Origin of the sequence: Streptomyces sp. f51, assembly GCF_037940415.1 — a bacterium.
Taxonomy (GTDB): Bacteria; Actinomycetota; Actinomycetes; order Streptomycetales; family Streptomycetaceae; genus Streptomyces.
Window position 1 is genome coordinate 3041852 of the sequence record NZ_CP149798.1, and the last position, 17312, is coordinate 3059163.

The 17312-nt window shown below is 72.9% G+C and carries 14 protein-coding genes; 6 read left to right on the top strand and 8 right to left on the bottom strand.

Features of this window, described 5'->3' with window-relative positions; all coding sequences use genetic code 11:
• Nucleotides 1-123 precede the first annotated feature (123 nt).
• From WJM95_RS13280 to rsmI, 7 genes are all read right to left on the bottom strand, one after another.
• Complete coding sequence (locus WJM95_RS13280) at nt 124-1929, bottom strand: ABC-F family ATP-binding cassette domain-containing protein (RefSeq protein ID WP_339129849.1); 1806 nt, start codon at nt 1927-1929, stop codon at nt 124-126.
• Nucleotides 1930-2012: 83 nt separating this feature from the next.
• Complete coding sequence (locus WJM95_RS13285; protein ID WP_339129850.1) at nt 2013-2915, bottom strand: 4-(cytidine 5'-diphospho)-2-C-methyl-D-erythritol kinase; 903 nt, start codon at nt 2913-2915, stop codon at nt 2013-2015.
• Complete coding sequence (gene rsmA / locus WJM95_RS13290; RefSeq protein WP_339129851.1) at nt 2912-3844, bottom strand: 16S rRNA (adenine(1518)-N(6)/adenine(1519)-N(6))-dimethyltransferase RsmA; 933 nt, start codon at nt 3842-3844, stop codon at nt 2912-2914. The genes WJM95_RS13285 and rsmA overlap by 4 nt, the downstream gene beginning before the upstream one ends.
• 134 nt (nt 3845-3978) lie before the next feature.
• Nucleotides 3979-5535, bottom strand: coding sequence for a ubiquitin-like domain-containing protein (locus WJM95_RS13295; RefSeq protein ID WP_339135535.1), 1557 nt, complete (start codon nt 5533-5535; stop codon nt 3979-3981).
• A 436-nt stretch (nt 5536-5971) separates the two neighbouring features.
• On the bottom strand, nt 5972-6859 hold the full coding sequence (locus WJM95_RS13300) for a TatD family hydrolase (RefSeq protein ID WP_339129852.1): 888 nt from the start codon (nt 6857-6859) through the stop codon (nt 5972-5974).
• Nucleotides 6860-6941: 82 nt separating this feature from the next.
• The gene (locus WJM95_RS13305) at nt 6942-7412 is read right to left on the bottom strand and encodes a hypothetical protein (protein ID WP_339129853.1); all 471 of its coding nucleotides are present in this window, start codon (nt 7410-7412) and stop codon (nt 6942-6944) included.
• A gap of 228 nt (nt 7413-7640) precedes the next feature.
• Entirely contained in the window at nt 7641-8498 is an 858-nt protein-coding gene (rsmI, locus tag WJM95_RS13310; protein ID WP_339129854.1) for a 16S rRNA (cytidine(1402)-2'-O)-methyltransferase, read from the bottom strand.
• Between the two features lie 95 nt (nt 8499-8593).
• Between rsmI and WJM95_RS13315 the strand changes: the two genes are divergently transcribed.
• The 6 genes from WJM95_RS13315 to WJM95_RS13340 all read left to right on the top strand — a co-directional run bounded on the left by WJM95_RS13315 (nt 8594) and on the right by WJM95_RS13340 (nt 16067).
• Nucleotides 8594-10339 (top strand): phospholipid carrier-dependent glycosyltransferase, encoded by a 1746-nt coding sequence (locus tag WJM95_RS13315; RefSeq protein WP_339129856.1) that lies wholly within the window; start codon nt 8594-8596, stop codon nt 10337-10339.
• Nucleotides 10340-10379: 40 nt separating this feature from the next.
• Nucleotides 10380-10994: a hypothetical protein gene (locus tag WJM95_RS13320; RefSeq protein ID WP_339129857.1), complete on the top strand. Its 615-nt coding sequence runs from the start codon at nt 10380-10382 to the stop codon at nt 10992-10994.
• A 173-nt stretch (nt 10995-11167) separates the two neighbouring features.
• Complete coding sequence (locus WJM95_RS13325; protein WP_339129858.1) at nt 11168-12796, top strand: penicillin-binding transpeptidase domain-containing protein; 1629 nt, start codon at nt 11168-11170, stop codon at nt 12794-12796.
• Nucleotides 12797-12917: 121 nt separating this feature from the next.
• Nucleotides 12918-14594 carry a penicillin-binding transpeptidase domain-containing protein gene (locus WJM95_RS13330; protein WP_339129859.1) on the top strand — a complete coding sequence of 559 codons (1677 nt, stop codon included), beginning with the start codon at nt 12918-12920 and terminating at the stop codon, nt 14592-14594.
• Nucleotides 14595-14688: 94 nt separating this feature from the next.
• On the top strand, nt 14689-15219 hold the full coding sequence (locus WJM95_RS13335; protein ID WP_339129860.1) for a YbaK/EbsC family protein: 531 nt from the start codon (nt 14689-14691) through the stop codon (nt 15217-15219).
• Nucleotides 15216-16067 (top strand): EamA family transporter, encoded by an 852-nt coding sequence (locus WJM95_RS13340; RefSeq protein WP_339129861.1) that lies wholly within the window; start codon nt 15216-15218, stop codon nt 16065-16067. The genes WJM95_RS13335 and WJM95_RS13340 overlap by 4 nt, the downstream gene beginning before the upstream one ends.
• Nucleotides 16068-16115: 48 nt before the next feature.
• On the opposite strand, the gene WJM95_RS13345 is transcribed toward WJM95_RS13340, so the two are convergent.
• Nucleotides 16116-17276, bottom strand: a complete 1161-nt coding sequence (locus WJM95_RS13345; protein ID WP_339129863.1) for a serine hydrolase domain-containing protein — start codon at nt 17274-17276, stop codon at nt 16116-16118.
• Between the last annotated feature and the right edge of the window lie 36 nt (nt 17277-17312).

The window sequence follows — 17312 nt, forward strand, 5'->3', positions numbered from 1 at the left end:
TTGCGCGCCGACGGCACGGGTCGCGCACGCCGTACGAACGCGCCGGACGTGCGACGCCCCTCCCTTCCGGGAGGCACCGCACGTCCGGCGAAGGGGCTGCCACCCCTCGATGTCACCCGTCCGTCACGCGTCTTCGGCCAGCTCCAGCCAGCGCATCTCCAGGTCCTCGCGCTCCCCCGCCAACGCCCGCAGTTCCGCGTCGAGTTGGGCGACCTTCCCGAAGTCGGTGGCGTTGTCGGCGATCTGGGCGTGCAGCTTGGTCTCCTTCTCGGAGACCTTGTCCAGCTGGCGCTCGATCTTCTGGAGTTCCTTCTTCGCGGCACGGGCGTCGGCGGCCGACGCGGCCTTGACCGGGGCGGGGGCGGCGGCGAGCACGGTGGCCGCGGCCACCTCCTCGATCTTCCGGCGCCGCTCCAGGTACTCGTCGATACCGCGCGGGAGCATCCGCAGGGCGCCGTCGCCCAGGAGCGCGAACACGTTGTCCGTGGTGCGCTCGATGAAGAAGCGGTCGTGGGAGATCACGATCATGGAGCCGGGCCAGCCGTCGAGGAGGTCCTCCAGCTGGGTGAGGGTCTCGATGTCGAGGTCGTTCGTCGGCTCGTCGAGGAAGAGGACGTTGGGCTCGTCCATCAGCAGGCGCAGGATCTGGAGCCGGCGCCGCTCACCGCCGCTGAGGTCCCCGACCGGCGTCCACTGCTTCTCCTTGTTGAAGCCGAACGTCTCGCAGAGCTGCCCCGCGGTCATCTCGCGGCCCTTGCCGAGGTCGACCCGGTCACGCACGGCCTGGACAGCCTGGAGCACACGCCAGTTCGGGTCGAGTTCGCCGACCTCCTGGGAGAGGTAGGCGAGCTTGACGGTCTTGCCGGTGACGATCCGGCCGGCGACGGGCTGCTGCTCGCCCTCGGTGCGGGCGGCCTCGGCGAGGGCCCGCAGCAGGGAGGTCTTGCCCGCACCGTTCACGCCCACCAGGCCGACGCGGTCACCGGGGCCCAGCTGCCAGGTCAGGTGCTTGAGCAGGACCTTGGGTCCGGCCTGGACGGTCACGTCCTCCAGCTCGAAGACGGTCTTGCCGAGCCGGGAGTTGGCGAACCGCATCAGCTCGCTCTTGTCGCGCGGCGGCGGGACGTCGGCGATCAGTTCGTTGGCGGCCTCGACGCGGAAGCGCGGCTTGGAGGTGCGGGCGGGCGCGCCGCGGCGCAGCCAGGCCAGCTCCTTGCGGACCAGGTTCTGCCGCTTGACCTCCTCGGTCGCGGCGATGCGCTCCCGCTCGGCCCGGGCGAACACGTAGTCGGTGTAGCCGCCCTCGTACTCGTAGACCGCGCCCTTCTGGACGTCCCACATGCGGGTGCAGACCTGGTCGAGGAACCAGCGGTCGTGCGTCACGCAGACGAGCGCGGAACGGCGTTCGCGCAGGTGCTGGGCGAGCCAGGCGATGCCCTCGACGTCCAGGTGGTTGGTGGGCTCGTCGAGGATGATCAGGTCCTGCTCCTCGATGAGCAGCTTCGCCAGCGCGATACGGCGGCGCTCGCCACCGGAGAGCGGGCCGATCACGGTGTCGAGGCCCTGCGGGAACCCGGGCAGGTCGAGACCGCCGAACAGGCCCGTCAGTACGTCCCTGATCTTGGCGTTGCCCGCCCACTCGTGGTCGGCCATGTCGCGGATGACCTCGTGGCGCACGGTGGCCTTGGGGTCGAGGGAGTCGTGCTGGGTGAGCACGCCCAGGTGCAGGCCGCCGGAGTGGGTGACCCGGCCGGTGTCCGCCTCCTCCAGCTTGGCGAGCATGCGGATCAGGGTGGTCTTGCCGTCGCCGTTGCGGCCGACGACGCCGATGCGGTCGCCCTCGCTGACGCCCAGGGAGACTCCGTCGAGCAGTGCACGGGTGCCGTACACCTTGCTGACGGACTCGACATTGACCAGGTTGACGGCCATTTCTCTCCTGAACAAGGGGGACGATCGACCCTCAAGGGTAGTCCGCGCGGCGGACGTCCCCCGCCGCGCGCTGTCGGCCCCCCTCAGCCGAGCACGGTGGCCCCGGGCGCCGGGGACCGCGTGACCCGGACCGCCCGGCAGGTGCCGGAGTCCAGGAGCACCCGGCCGATGGCGTCCGCGGTCTCCGCGTCGGGCGCGAGGTGGGCCGTGGTCGGGCCCGATCCGGAGACGAGCGCGGCGAGCGCGCCGGCCGCCTCGCCCGCGGCGAGGGTGTCGGCGAGGGCGGGGAAGAGGGAGAGGGCCGCGGGCTGGAGGTCGTTGGTGACGGTCCGCGCGAGAGCTCCCGCGTCCCCCTTGGCCAGCGCGTCGAGCAGGTCCTGCGAGGCGACCGGCTCCGGGACGCGCACGCCCTCGTTCATCCGGTCGAACTCGCGGAAGACCGCCGGGGTCGACAGACCTCGCTCGGCCATCGCGAACACCCAGTGGAAGGTCCCGCCGACCTCCAGCGGACGCAGCCGCTCACCCCGTCCGGTGCCGAGCGCCGCCCCGCCCACCAGGGAGAACGGCACGTCGCTGCCCAGCCCGGCGCAGATGTCCAGGAGTTCCTCGCGCGAGGCGTTCGTGCCCCACAGGGTGTCGCAGGCGAGCAGCGCGCCGGCTCCGTCCGCGCTGCCCCCGGCCATGCCGCCCGCGACGGGGATGTCCTTGGCGATGTGGAGGTGGACGGCGGGGTCGATGCCGTACCGGCGGGCGAGTTCCAGGGCGGCGCGGGCCGCGAGGTTCGTGCGGTCGAGGGGCACCTGGGCGGCGTCGGGGCCCGCGCAGGTGACGCGCAGTTCGTCGGCCGGGGTGACCGTCACCTCGTCGTACAGGCCGACCGCGAGGAACACGTTGGCCAGGTCGTGGAAGCCGTCGGGGCGTGCGCCGCCGACCGCGAGCTGGACGTTGACCTTGGCAGGGACGCGTACCGTCACCGTCTCCGTCACGGCTGGGTCGACTCCTCGTTCTCGGTGGCGTTCTGGCTGCCGGGGTTCCCGGCGTCGGCGCCGTCCGCCGCCGCGCGGTTCTCCGCGATCCGGACGAACTCCTCGACCGTCAGCGACTCACCGCGGGCCTGCGGCGAGATCCCGGCGGCGACGAGCGCGGCCTCGGCGGCGGGGGCGGAGCCCGCCCACCCGGCGAGGGCGGCCCGGAGTGTCTTGCGGCGCTGCGCGAAGGCGGCGTCCACCGCGGCGAACACCTCGCGCTTCGTGGCCGTCGTACGGATCGGCTCGGCGCGCCGCGTGAGCGCCACGAGACCGCTGTCGACGTTGGGCGCGGGCCAGAAGACGTTGCGGCCGATGGAGCCGGCCCGCTTCACGTCGGCGTACCAGTTCGCCTTCACGGACGGCACGCCGTACACCTTCGAGCCGGGCGGGGCGGCGAGCCGGTCGGCGACCTCGGCCTGGACCATCACGAGGGTGCGCTCGATGCTCGGGAAGGTGTCGAGCATGTGCAGCAGGACGGGCACGGCGACGTTGTACGGGAGGTTCGCGACCAGCGCGGTCGGCGGCGGGCCCGGCAGTTCCCGGACCAGCATGGCGTCCGAGTGCACCAGCGAGAACCGGTCGGCCCGCCGGGGCATGCGGGCCTCGACGGTCGCGGGGAGCGCGCTCGCGAGGACGTCGTCGATCTCGACGGCGACGACCCGGTCCGCCGTCTCCAGCAGGCCGAGCGTCAGGGAGCCGAGGCCGGGGCCCACCTCCACGACCACGTCGTCGGGCCGCACCTCCGCGGTCCGCACGATGCGGCGCACCGTGTTCGCGTCGATGACGAAGTTCTGGCCGCGCTGCTTGGTGGGCCGTACGCCGAGGACGGCCGCGAGTTCGCGGATCTCGGCGGGGCCCAGGAGGGCGTCGGAGGTGGGGCTGGTCACGAGCCAAGGGTACGGGGGGCCGGACCCCGGCCGTGCAGCCACGGCCCGCCCTGGCGGTGCGGACCGCGCCGGGGCGGCCCCCGCCGACCCCGGTCGCGCCGGGACGGCCCGCGCCGGCGGGGCCCGTGCCGGGGTCAGCCGTGCAGGCGCGGCCCGCAGTGCGGCCAGGGGCTCGTGCCACGGCGTACGTACAGCTTCTTGGCCCTGCGGGTCTGTTCCGCGGCCGGGGCGTCCTGGGGGCGCCCCGTGCCGCCCAGCTTGTGCCAGGTGTGGGTGTCGAACTGGTAGAGGCCGCCGTAGGTGCCCGAGGGGTCCACGGCGCCGGGCCTGCCGCCGGACTCGCACGCGGCGAGACCCTCCCAGTTCAGGTGGTCGGCCCCGCCGGGGGACGGGGGGTGCGGCTTCGTGCCGACCCTGACCATCCGGGTCTGCGGCTGCCGCACCACCTCGGAGCCGACGAGCCGCGGTCTCTGCCGGACGCCGTTGACGGTGCGCAGGGTGTACGTCAGACGCAGTGCCCCGTACCGCCCCGGGTGTTCGACCACCTCGACGCCCTTGAACAGCGAGGCGTCCTCGGCCCGCCGCACCGCGAAGGGGATCCGTTCCTCGCGGACCTCCCTGCTCCCGGTGACCCGCAGGACGGTGACCGTCTGCCCGTCCCGCGGGAAGCTCCCGGCCGGCACGGAGGTCGTGTCCTGTCCGCGCAGGGTGATCCCGGCCTCCTGGACGGCCTCCGCCACGCTCGCCGCGTTCGTGCGGATCGTCCGCGCCCGGCCGTCGGCCATGACCGTGACCGCGCGTTCGGTGCGCACGTCGAGCTCCAGCCCCTCGCGCCCGATGCGCCGGGAGCGGGAGGCCGAGAGATGGGCGCCCTCGGCGCGCACCCCAAGCTGGCTGAGCGCGCCCTCCACGGTGTGGGCCGTCGTCCACACCCGGCGCCGCTCCCCGTCGATGGTGAGGTGCACCGGGCGCCCGTAGCGCACGGCGACCTCGTCCCCGCTGGCCAGGGCCGTGCCGGGGGCCGGCGCGACCATGTCGTGCGGGCCCACCTTCACGCCCTCGTCGGCGAGCAGTTCCGTCACGTCACCGGCGAACGTGTGCAGGGTGCGGGGTCTGCCGTCGACGCTCAGCTCGATCGCCTTGTCGTTGGCGACGAACGCCGAGGTGCCTCCGGCGAGGAAGGCCACGACCAGGGCCTGCGGGAGCAGCCGCCGCAGGGTCTCGGGACGCTCGGGCACCCGCCTGCGCCGGCCCGCGCGACGCGCCTCGGCCCGCCCGGTGCGGGTGCCCGTGCCGTCGGCCGGGGTGCCGGGCTGCGGGCGGGGCAGCCGGGGCTCGGTCGGCGCGTCGGGCGCCACCGGCACGGCACGCGTCCGGCGGGCGCCCGGCACCCCGTACGGAGGAACCGGCGGCACGGCCGGCACGGCGGCCGGCGTCTCCTGGACCGGGCCCCAGGGGTCCGGGGCGGCCCCGCCGTACGGCTCGTGGGTCCGGTACCGGGCATCACCGGAACGGCCCCCGGGCCCGGGCCCGTACGCCGAGGGACCGGAGAAGCCCTGCTGAGCCGTATACGGCTGATGCCCGGCGTGGGCCTCGTGGCCGGTGTCGGCGGGGGGCTCGTGGACGCCGTACGTCCAGGGGTTCCGGTACTCCGTGTGACCGAAGCCGTCCGTCTCGTGGCCCTGGTGCACCCCGTGCTCCGGGTATGCCTCGTGCTCCGGGTACGCCTCGTGCCCCGCGTACGCCTCGTGCCCCGCGTACGCCCCGTGCCCCGCGTACGCCCCGTGGCCGGCCCAGGCTGCCCCGGCCGTCCCGGGCGCCCCGGCCGCTCCCGGCGGGGCTCCCGTGCCGAGCGGGTCCGCCTGGGCGGGCGCACCGGCCAGGGTGGGGGCGCCGGTGACGACGGTGGTGGCCTCGGGGCCACCGGTCGGTCCGTACATCCAGTACGGCTCGTACGGCTCGTACCGCGGGCTGCTCACGACGACACGCTCCAGGGGTCCGGATCGGGCGACCAGAACCTAGCGGAGCGGCCGTCACTCTCCCAAGCAACGCGGCTACGCTGTGTCGCGACACTCCCCCGTCGGAGACCTCGGTCCGACGGGGTGGAACCCCAGGAACCGTTACGGGTCAGTAATCGAACGCCCGCGCGGTGTTGGCGGAGATCGAGGTCGCCAGGGTGTCCTCGTCGATGCCGCGCACCGCGGCCATGGCGCGCACCGTGACCGGAATGAGATACGGCGCGTTGGGCCGTCCGCGGTACGGCGCGGGGGTCAGGAAGGGCGCGTCGGTCTCGACGAGGACCAGTTCGAGCGGGGCCCCGGCCAGCGCGTCGCGCAGCGGCTGGGCGTTCTTGAAGGTCGTGTTGCCGGCGAAGGACATGAAGTAGCCGGCGCGGGCGCAGACCTCGGCCATCTCGGCGTCGCCCGAGTAGCAGTGGAAGACGGTCCGCTCCGGGGCGCCCTCCTCCGCCAGGACGCGCAGGACGTCGGCGTGGGCGTCGCGGTCGTGGATGACCAGGGCCTTGCCGTGCCGCTTGGCGATCTCGATGTGGGCGCGGAAGGAGCGCTCCTGCGCCTCCTTGCCCTCGGGCCCGGTGCGGAAGAAGTCGAGTCCGGTCTCGCCGACGCCCTTGACGTGCGGGAGGGCGGCGAGCCGGTCGATCTCCGCGAGCGCGTCGTCCAGGGCCGCGTCGCCGCCCGGGACCCGCGCGCCCTGCCTGGACCAGCCGTCGGGATCGCCGAGCACGATACGGGGCGCCTCGTTCGGGTGCAGGGCGACGGTGGCGTGGACGGCGTCGTGCGTGGCGGCCGTCTCTGCCGCCCAGCGCGAGCCCTTCACGTCGCAGCCGACCTGGACGACCGTGGTCACGCCGACGGAGGCGGCCTTGGCCAGGGCCTCCTCGACCGTGCCGGACTGCATGTCGAGATGGGTGTGCGAGTCGGCCACGGGTACGCGCAGGGGCTCGGGGAGCGGCGGGGCTGCGTTCTTGTCGGCGGCGGAGGCGGAGGAAGGCATGCCCCGATCCTACGAAGGGGGCATGCCCGGCCTCACCTCGCGGGGAGCCGGCAGGCCGTCCTGTGGGTCCCGTCCGCCGGGGTCAGCCCGCCCGGCGGTGCTGGAACGGGTGCAGCAGGTCCGAGAGATGCCAGTGGTGCGGCTCCTTCGGCACGTCCGGGGACGCGGTCTGCGTCTCCCCCTCCTGGACGTCCTCGGGCCGGCGCGGCACCGGCCGGCGGCCGCGGTGGCTCATGGAGTGCATGGATTCACGGACGGAGGACACCTGACCGGCGCGCATGATGCGCACCACGTGACTGTCGCAGTTCAGGCAGGTCGGCCGGCTGAGGGGCGACGGCACGACCTCGCCGTTCGCCACGTACACCACGAACTCGGCACCTTCGGAGTCCCGGTGGTGCTCGATCTCGTAGGACTGTTCCCAGCCGTGCCCGCAGCGCATGCAGGCGAAGGAATACGATTCGTGGACGACCGCCGTCGCCGTGCCGCGGTGCCTGGTCTGTTCGGTGACCTGACCGGCGGCGATACCGCCGGTCCGTCCTGTGGTCTCACTCATGCCAGCTCCTCTTGTCCGCTGGACAAGCGCCTCCGCCGGTGGAATTCCCCCGGAATTCCACCGATTCACCGAAGGCGAGGGACGGGTACGTCCCTTCGTCCAGTGGACGCTTCTAGCGGCGCGAACGCATCCGGCCTGTCGAGTGTTGGAGTCGTTTTGGCCTTTCCTTGTCGGAACGCTCCTGTCACGCGGCCTGATCTTTGCTTTCCACGATAGTCCTTTGCCCTTTTATGGGCCGCTTCGTTCGGCGTTCTTTGCCGCCACGACGGCATCGAAGACGTCCCGCTTGGGAATTCCCGCTTCGGCGGCGACGGCGGCGATGGCCTCCTTGCGCCGCTCCCCCGCCTCCTCGCGCACCCGCACCCTGCGCACCAGCTCGTCGGCGTCCAGTTCCCCGGCGCCCTTCTCGGGGGCGCCCTCGACGACGACGGTGATCTCGCCGCGCACCCCCTCGGCGGCCCAGGCGGCCAGCTCGCCGAGCGGACCGCGCTTGACCTCCTCGTACGTCTTGGTCAGTTCGCGGCAGACGGCGGCGCGCCGCTCGGTGCCGAAGACCTCGGCCATGGCGGCGAGGGTGTCGTCGAGCCGGTGGGGCGCCTCGAAGTAGACGAGCGTGCGGCGTTCCTCGGCGACCTCCCGCAGCCGGGACAGCCGCTCGCCGGCCTTCCTCGGCAGGAAGCCCTCGAAGCAGAAGCGGTCGACGGGCAGGCCGGACAGCGCGAGCGCGGTGAGCACGGCGGAGGGGCCGGGCACGGCGGTGACCTTGATGTCCTTCTCGACCGCGGCCGCGACCAGGCGGTAGCCGGGGTCCGACACGGACGGCATCCCTGCGTCGGTCACGAGCAGGACCCGCGCCCCGCCGACGAGCGCCTCGACGAGTTCGGGGGTCCTGGCGGCCTCGTTGCCCTCGAAGTACGACACGATCCGCCCGGTCGGCTGGGCCCCGAGGGACTGGGTGAGCCGGCGCAGCCTGCGGGTGTCCTCGGCGGCGACGACATCGGCCCCGGTCAGTTCCGCCGCGAGCCGTGGCGGCGCGTCGGAGATGTCGCCGATGGGGGTGCCCGCCAACACAAGGATTCCTGTCACGCGTCCATCCTCGCAGGGGCGCGGCCCGGCAAGCTCATCCGGCCGGAAGGGCCCATGCACGGGACTCCCACAGACCTGTTCCCTACGATGGCGCGGTGACCAGTACCGCGTCCTCCACGGACACCCGGCAGGGGCAGGGCCAGGCCGCCGACGCTCAGCGGCCGTCGTGGCAGCAGCGGCTGCGCCGATTCGGCTACACGGCGCCGCCCCGAAGTGATGTGCGCGACCGGCTCGTGCCGCCGTACGCCCAGCCAGGCCCCGGCATGTGGGCCGCGCTCGGGCTGCGTCAGGAGGTCGCCGACCGTTTCAACCGCTGGTCGGGCTGGGTGGGCCCGCTCCTTGTGACCCTGTTCGCCGGGTTGCTGCGGTTCTGGAACCTGGGCAGCCCGAAGGCGGTGATATTCGACGAGACGTACTACGCGAAGGACGCCTGGGCGCTGTTCCACCGCGGCTACGAGGTCAACTGGGCCAAGGACGCCAACGATCTGATCCTCCAGAAGAACGGGCACGTGGGGATCCCGAGCGACGCCGCCTACGTCGTGCACCCGCCGGTCGGCAAGTACGTCATCGGGCTCGGCGAGTGGATGTTCGGCTTCAACCCGTTCGGCTGGCGCTTCATGACGGCGCTGCTCGGCACGCTGTCGGTGCTGCTGCTGTGCCGGATCGGGCGGCGGATGTTCCGCTCGACGTTCCTCGGCTGCCTCGCGGGCACGCTGATGGCGGTGGACGGCCTGCACTTCGTGATGAGCCGCACCTCGCTGCTCGACGGGGTGCTGATGTTCTTCGTGCTGGCGGCCTTCGGCTGTCTGGTCGTCGACCGCGACAAGGCGCGGGCGAGACTGGCGGCGGCGCTGCCGGCCGACGAGAACGGGTTCGTCCGCCCCGACGCGCTCGTCGCCGAGACGACCCGTCTGGGCTGGCGGCCCTGGCGCTGGACGGCGGGCCTGATGCTGGGCCTGGCCATCGGCACCAAGTGGAACGGGCTGTACATCCTCGCCGCGTTCTGTGTGATGGCGGTCCTGTGGGACGTGGCCTCGCGCCGGGTCGCGGGCGCCCGGCACCCCTACGCGGCGGCCCTGCGGCACGACACCGGCATCACCTTCCTGGCGACGGTCCCGGTCGCCGTGGCCGTGTACCTGGTCTCCTGGACCGGCTGGATCCTGTCTCCGGACAACGGCAAGGGCGGCTACTTCCGCAACTGGGCCGTGACGGACGGCCGGGGCGGCAACTGGACCTTCCTCCCGGACTGGCTGCGCAGCCTGTGGCACTACGAGCACGAGGTCTACAAGTTCCACGTCGGTCTGGTGTCGCCGCACACCTACCAGTCCAACCCGTGGAGCTGGCTCGTCCTCGGCCGCCCGGTCTCGTACTTCTACGAGTCCCCGATGCCCGGCAAGGACGGCTGCCCGGCCGGCGCGGCCGACAAGTGCGCCCGTGAGGTGCTCGCGCTCGGCACGCCCCTGCTGTGGTGGGCCGCCTGCTTCGCGATCGTCTACGTGCTGTGGCGCTGGGCCTTCCGCCGCGACTGGCGGGCCGGGGCCATCGCCTGCGGCGTCGCGGCCGGCTATCTGCCCTGGTTCATGTACCAGAAGCGCACGATCTTCTTCTTCTACGCCGTCGTCTTCGTGCCGTTCCTGTGTCTTGGGGTCACCATGATGATCGGGGCGATCCTCGGCCCGCCCGGCGCTGGGGAACGCCGCCGCGTCGTCGGCGCGGCGGGAGCGGGCGTCCTGGTCCTGCTGATCCTGTGGAACTTCATCTATTTCTGGCCGTTGTACACGGGCACAGCCATCCCGATCGACCAGTGGCGGTCACGTATGTGGCTGGACACCTGGGTCTAGGCCGACCCGACCCGGCGAAGAGAAGCGCAGGGGCGCGTCCGTGACGGACCCTGAGGACCGGGAGCAGCAGGCGGATGTCACCCGCCGCCTGCTGTACTTCCTGAACGCACCGCTCGCCGACGGCTGGCGCCTGCGCGGCGTCCTGCCCGCGCCCGGCGCCGTACGTGTCGCCGTCCGCGCCGGGGACGACGAGGACGGCCGGGACTTCCTCTACGAGATCCCGAACGACACGGTGACCCCGTACTACGTCCCCGGCCTGCTGCGTGCCCTCCTGTCCGGGCCCCAGCTCCACGGCAACGGCGACGTCGGCGAGGCCATGGGGATGACCCTCATCCGGCTCCGGCCGGAGCGGATCGCTCCGGACCCCGAGCCCGAACAGGGCCGGGCGCTCACCGTCGTGCGTGCCCTCTCGGACCCCGGTGGGGACGAGAACCCCTTCCTGATCGGCTTCCTGATGCACGGCGACGGGCTGTTGCGTCTGTACGTGCAGCGCGCCGGCCGGCCCGGCATCGCCGGCGTGGACATCCGCCTGACCGAGACACCGGCGACCGCGCTCATCGCCTCGCTGCCGTCCCTCGTCGAGGAGGGGCGGTACCGGCGGCAGGCACCGGACGACCCGCACTGCGATCTGCTCGTCGACCTGACCGACTGGTAGAAGCCCAGGGGCGCATCCGTGAACGACGTTCATGGGTGCGTTCTCTGGTTTGGGCAACAATTCGGCGAAGGTCTGCACCACGCATCCCGTCCGCCCCTACAGTGCGGAGTGGACCGGCTTTTCTGAACGCGTTCAGAAGTTCGGAGGAGGGTTCACGGGGAGGGATTCGCACCATGCGCAAGGGGGCCAGGGCTGCCGTCATAGGCAGTGTGTTCGCGGTGATGGTGGGCGGCGCCGGATACGGCGCCTACAACGTGGTGACGGCGATCGGCGGGGACGGCGGCACGGGAGCCGGCGGGCCCGCCCCGGTGCGGACCGGGCCACCGAGCGGCGCCGAGGTCGAGGAAGCCAGCCGCGCGTTCTTCGCGGCCTGGGAGAAGGGCGACGCGGCCAAGGCGGCCGCGTACACGAACTACGCGTCGAACGCCGAGGGGCTGCTCGCCGGCTACCGCGCCGACGCGCATCTGACCGACGTGCGGATCACCCCGGGCGCCGCGTCCGGGGCCACGGTGCCGTTCTCCGTCCGGGCGACGGTGTCCTACGACGGGAAGAGCAAGCCGTTCGCGTACGACTCCGAACTGACCGTCGTGCGCGGCGAGACCACGGGCAAGGCGCTGGTCGACTGGAAGCCCTCGGTCGTCCACCCGGAGCTGAAGGACGGGGACACCCTGGTCACGGGCGAGTCCGCGAGCCCGGCGATCGAGGCCGTGGACCGGAACAACGTTGTCCTGACGAAGGAGAAGTACCCGTCCCTGGGGCCGATCCTGGACGCGCTGCGCGAGAAGTACGGCGACAAGGCGGGCGGTACGCCCGGCGTCGAGCTGTCGATCCGGCACGGCGGCGAGGACACGGGCGACACGACCCTGCTCACCCTCGCCAAGGGGCGGGCGGGCAAGGTCCGTACGACCCTCAGCGCGAGCGCCCAGGCCGCGGCGGAGAAGGCCGTCACCCAGTACGCCGAGTCCTCCGTGGTGGCGGTGAAGCCCAGCACCGGAGAGGTCCTCGCCGTCGCCAACCACCGCGAGGACGGCTTCAACGCCGCCTTCCTCGGCAAGCTCGCGCCCGGCTCCACGATGAAGATCATCAGCGCGGCGACCCTCATCGACAACGGCATCACGACAGCCAACGGGCCCGCGACCTGTCCGCCCACCGCGACCTGGCAGAGCCAGACCTTCCACAACCTCGTGGGCATGAAGCCGCAGCTGGACGCCACGCTCTCCGACAGCTTCGCGCGCTCGTGCAACACCGCCTTCGTGAAGTACGCGGACGATGTGAAGGTCGACTCGCTGACCAATGAGGCCCAGCAGCGCTTCGGACTCGGCCAGAACAACTGGAAGACCGGCATCGAGTCCTTCGACGGTTCGGTCCCCGCCTCCGGCGGCCCGGACACCGCGGCCAACATGATCGGCCAGGGCCAGGTGCAGATGAGCCCGCTGAACATGGCGTCGGTCACGGCCACCGCGATGACGGGCGTCTTCCGGCAGCCGGTCATCGTGCCGCGCTCCCTGGACGGCCGTGAACTGGCCACCGCCAAGGGCCTGTCCGGCGGTACGGTCGCCCAGCTGCGCGCGATGATGAACCGCACGGCCGTCAGCGGCACCGCGGCCCAGGTCATGGCCGGGCTCGGTGGCAGCGTCGGGGCCAAGACCGGCTCCGCCGAGGTCGACGGCCAGGCCAAGTCCAACAGCTGGTTCACCGGCTACCGCAACGACATGGCGGCCGCCGCCATGACCCAGGAGGGCGGCCACGGCGGCCAGGCCGCGGGCCCGATCGTCGCAGCTGTGCTACGAACGGGCGGCTGACGTCGCTGCGCACAGGAGGTGACCCTAGGGTGGTGCTTCTCGTGAGAAACGAGGGGCACGTGAGCACGGGGGCATCACAAGGCATCGCGGGGCACCAGGGGACGGCGGAGGACACAGGGCTGTGGGCAAGAGAAGGCGCGTCGCCGAGCGACGGAAGACGAAGCAGCCCGCCGTACTCGGCGGGGTGATCGCCGTGGCCGTCGTCGGCGGGGCACTGGGCGTCTACGGTCTCTACGGCAGCGGTGCGGCGGCCGGCGAGGGGATCACGGCCACCACCCGCAAGGCCGTCAAGACCGGCCCCCTGTCCGCCTCCGAGGTCACCATGGCCTCCACCGCCTTCCTCACCGCCTGGGAGAACGGGGACGTCGCCCGGGCGGCCGCGGCCACCGACGACTCGGCCGCCGCCACGACCACCCTGACCGGCTTCACCAAGGACGCCCGCATCAGCGGCGTGACCGTGACCGGCGGCAAGCACGCGGGCGCCGACGTCCCCTTCACCGTCAAGGCCACCGTCACCTACAAGGGCCTGACCAAGCCGCTGTCGTACGCCTCGAAGCTGACGGTCGTCCGGCGGCACGCGGACGGGGTCGCGATCGTCGGCTGGAAGCCGTCCGTCGTCCACCCGGACCTCGGCGACGGCGACCGGCTGGTGACCGGCGACGCCGGGACACCGCCGATCACCGCCCTGGACCGGCACGGCGGCGAGCTGACCGCCGCCAAGTACCCCTCCCTCGGCACCGTCCTCGACGGGCTGCGCGAGAAGTTCGGCAAGACGGCCGGCGGCAAGGCGGGCATCGAGCTGCGCGTGGTCCGCAAGGCCGCGGCGAAGGGCACCCAGAAGACCCCGGACAAGACCCTGCTGACCCTCAGCGCGGGCACCCCGGGCAAGGTGCAGACGACGCTCAGCCCGACCCTCCAGGCGCAGGCCGAGCGTCTGGTGGCCGCCAAGCCGAAGGCGTCGGTGGTCCTGATGCGCCCCTCGACGGGCGAGATCCTCGCCGTCGCGAACACCGACCACGGCTTCAACACCGCCTTCCAGGGCTCGCTCGCGCCCGGCTCCACGATGAAGGTCATCACGGCGTCCATGCTCTTCGAGAAGGGCCTGGCCTCCCCCGACAAGCCGCACCCCTGCCCCAAGACGGCGACGTACGGCGGCTGGAAGTTCCACAACGACGACGACTTCGAGATCAAGAACGGCACGTTCAAGGCGAGCTTCGCGCGGTCCTGCAACACGGCCTTCATCACCCAGGCCAAGAAGCTGAAGGACGACGACCTGACCAAGCAGGCCCAGCAGGTCTTCGGCCTCGGCATGAACAACTGGGCCATCGGCGTGCCCTCGGTGGACGGTTCGGTGCCGGTGCAGAGCGCCGCGCAGATGGCCGCCTCGCTGATGGGCCAGGGCGGGGTCCGCATGAACCCGCTGAACATGGCGTCCGTCGCCTCCACGGTCCAGTCCGGCGCCTTCCACCAGCCCTACCTGGTCGCCGCGTCGGTCGACCACCGCACGCTCGCCAAGGCGTCCCGCACGATGTCGGCGACCACCCTGGCCCAGCTGCGCGAGGTCATGCAGTACACGGCCGCCGCCGGCACCGCCGCCGAGGCCATGGCCGGACTCGGCCCCGACTTCGGCGCCAAGACCGGCTCCGCGGAGGTCGACAACCAGAAGCAGCCCAACGGCTGGTTCACGGCCTGGAAGGGTGACCTGGCGGGCGCGGGCGTGGTCCAGCAGGGCGGCCACGGCGGCACCACGGCGGGCCCGATCGTGGCAGCCCTCCTGAAGGCGGGCTCGGGCGGCTGACCCAGGCCGGCCGGGGCCGACCACGACCCGCCGTCGCGGCGGACCGCCGGGGGCCGGTCGCGTGGCCGATACACCGGCCGCTAGCGTGCCCTGCATGAACGTCAGCGAGCAGAACGCCGGCGAGGGCCGGCCGTCCGTGGTGAGCGACCCCGACCCCCGATTCGCGCAGGCCCTGCGGGAACGAGGGCTCGGCGAGGTGATCGGAAGGGTCCGGCGCTTCCCCGAGGCGATCCGCACCACCGCCGAGGCCGCCGCGGCGCTGGGCTGCGAGCCGAGCCAGATCTGCACCTCGCTCTTCTTCGCCGCGGACGGGGTTCCTGTGCTGGTCCTGCTGGACGGCGCGTCGCACGTCGACATGGAACGCGTACGCCGGGAGCTGGGCGCCGAGAAACTCACCCGGGCCGGGGGCCGCCTCGTGCGCGAGTCGACCGGGTACGGGCCGGGCGCCGTGCCGCCCTTCGGGCACCTGACGAAGACCCGCGTCCTGGTGGACCGTTCGCTGCTCGGCCACGACACGGTCTGGACCTCGGCGGGGGTGCCGTTCACCGTCTTCCCGATGGACCCGAGGAGTCTGGTCGCGCAGGCGGACGGAACGCTGGTGGACGTGCGCGAGTCGATGGCGTGACCCCGCTCGTCGCCGCGGCCGTCCTGCTCGCCGCGGTCACCCACGCCGGCTGGAACGCGCTCGCCCACCGCATCGAGGACAAACTCGTCGGCTTCACGCTGATCGCCGGGGGCGGGATGCTCGTCGGACTGGCCATGGCGCCGTTCGTCGCTCTCCCCGCGGCCGCGGCCTGGCCGTACCTGCTGGCCTCGGCCTGCGTCCACGTCACCTACATGCTGCTGCTGATGCGCTCCTTCCGGCTCGGCGACTTCGGGCAGGCGTATCCGATCGCGCGCGGCACCGCCCCGCTGCTCGTCACCGTGCTCGCGGCCGTCTTCGCCCACGAGGTGCCCGACCGCTGGGCGGCCTCCGGTGTCGCGCTGTCCTGCGCCGGACTGACCGGGGTCGCGCTGTGGGGTCTGCGCGGCCGGCGCCCGAACTGGGCCGCGATCGGCGCCGCTCTCGCGACCGGTGTGGCGATCGCCGGGTACACCGTCGTCGACGGCCTGGGCGTCCGCGCCTCCGGCACCTCCCTCGGGTACATCGCCTGGCTGATGACGGTCCAGGGTGTGGCCATCCCCGCGTACATGCTCCACCGCAGGCGCGGCGAGACGCTCTCGCTGCTCCGGCCGCACGCCGCCGTCGGCCTGTTCGGCGCGGTCCTCTCCGTCGCGGCCTACGGCCTGGTGCTGTGGGCCCAGACCCGCGCCGAACTGGCACCGGTCGCGGCGCTGCGGGAGTCCTCGATCATCGTCGGCGCGGCCATCGGGGCCGTCTTCTTCAAGGAACGGTTCGGCGCACCCCGGATCGCGGCGGCGGGTCTCCTGGTCGCGGGGATAGGTCTGATGCTGCACACGGGGGCCGGGTAGACGCGCCTCAGCCCACCCCGCCTCCCGGACGGCGACCCGGCCGGGCGGCTACCCCGCGACGGACGTGCGCAGCGCCCGTATCAGCGCCTGGGCCCGCGCGTCCGCCGTCACGCTCTTGCGGAAGCCGTTGGTGACGTAGCCGAACGCGATGCCCGACTCGGGGTCGGCGAAGCCGAGGGCGCCGCCGCGGCCGGGGTGGCCGAAGGAGCCCGGGGAGAGCAGTGGCGAGGCTCCGCCGTGGAGCATGTAGCCGAGGCCGAAGCGGGTGTTGACGACCAGGACCCGGTCCGGTCCCGCGGACTGCTCCGAGCGCGCGGCCGCCAGTGTCTCCGGGGTGAACAGCCGGACGCCGTCCACCTCCCCGATCAGCGCGGCGTAGAAGCGGGCGAGGCCGTCGGCGGTGGCGATGCCGTTCGAGGCGGGCAGGACGGCGGCGCGGTAGGCGGGGTCGTTCTCGTCGGGCATCGGGGTGATCGCGGCGAAGGCGCGGCGGGTGAGACTGTCCGGGTCGGCGTACGCGTCCGAGACGGCCCGCTTGGGGCGGGTCCTGAGGCCGCCCGGCGTGGACGGCGCCTCGGTCTGCGCGACCCGGCCCACCCGGCCGGCCTCCGCCTCCGGAAGCCCGACCCACAGGTCGAGACCGAGCGGCCCGGCCATCTCCTCCGCGATCCACCGGCCGATCGTGCGCCCGGTGACCCGCCGGACCAGCTCGCCGGTCAGCCAGCTGTAGGTCTGCGCGTGGTACCCGTGCTCGGTGCCGGGCTCCCACACGGGCGTCTGGGCGGCCACCGCGGCGGCCGCGCGGTCGGGGTCGGCTGCCTCGGCGGGGGTGAGCGGGCGGTCGAGGACGGGGACCCCGGCGCGGTGCGCGAGCAGATGCCGTACGCGCGTGTGCTCCTTGCCGCGTGCCTTGTACTCGGGCCAGTGGGCGCCGACCGGCGCGTCGAGGTCGAGCTGCCCCCGCTGGGCGAGCAGCAGGAGGACGGCGGCCGCGACCCCCTTCGTCGCGGAGCGGACGATCTGCGCGGTGCCGGGCTGCCAGGGCTCGGTGCCGTCGACGTCACGGGTACCGCCCCACAGGTCGACGACCCTGTGCCCGTCGCGGTACACGGTGACGGCGGCGCCCCGGTCCCCGGGTGCCGCGAAGTTGGCCGCGAACGCCTCCCTGACCGGTTCGAAACCCTCCGCCACTGTGCCGTTCACGTCCACGCCCGCGCTCCCTGTCGCCTCACCACCGCCGAAACT

What these genes read in the sequence shown, in the direction of transcription:
- WJM95_RS13305 (WP_339129853.1), bottom strand. Translation starts at nt 7,412, where the DNA reads ATGAGTGAGACCACAGGACGGACCGGCGGTATCGCCGCCGGTCAGGTC.
- WJM95_RS13325 (WP_339129858.1), top strand. Translation starts at nt 11,168, where the DNA reads ATGCGCAAGGGGGCCAGGGCTGCCGTCATAGGCAGTGTGTTCGCGGTG.
- WJM95_RS13335 (WP_339129860.1), top strand. Translation starts at nt 14,689, where the DNA reads ATGAACGTCAGCGAGCAGAACGCCGGCGAGGGCCGGCCGTCCGTGGTG.
- WJM95_RS13280 (WP_339129849.1), bottom strand. Translation starts at nt 1,929, where the DNA reads ATGGCCGTCAACCTGGTCAATGTCGAGTCCGTCAGCAAGGTGTACGGC.
- WJM95_RS13300 (WP_339129852.1), bottom strand. Translation starts at nt 6,859, where the DNA reads ATGCCTTCCTCCGCCTCCGCCGCCGACAAGAACGCAGCCCCGCCGCTC.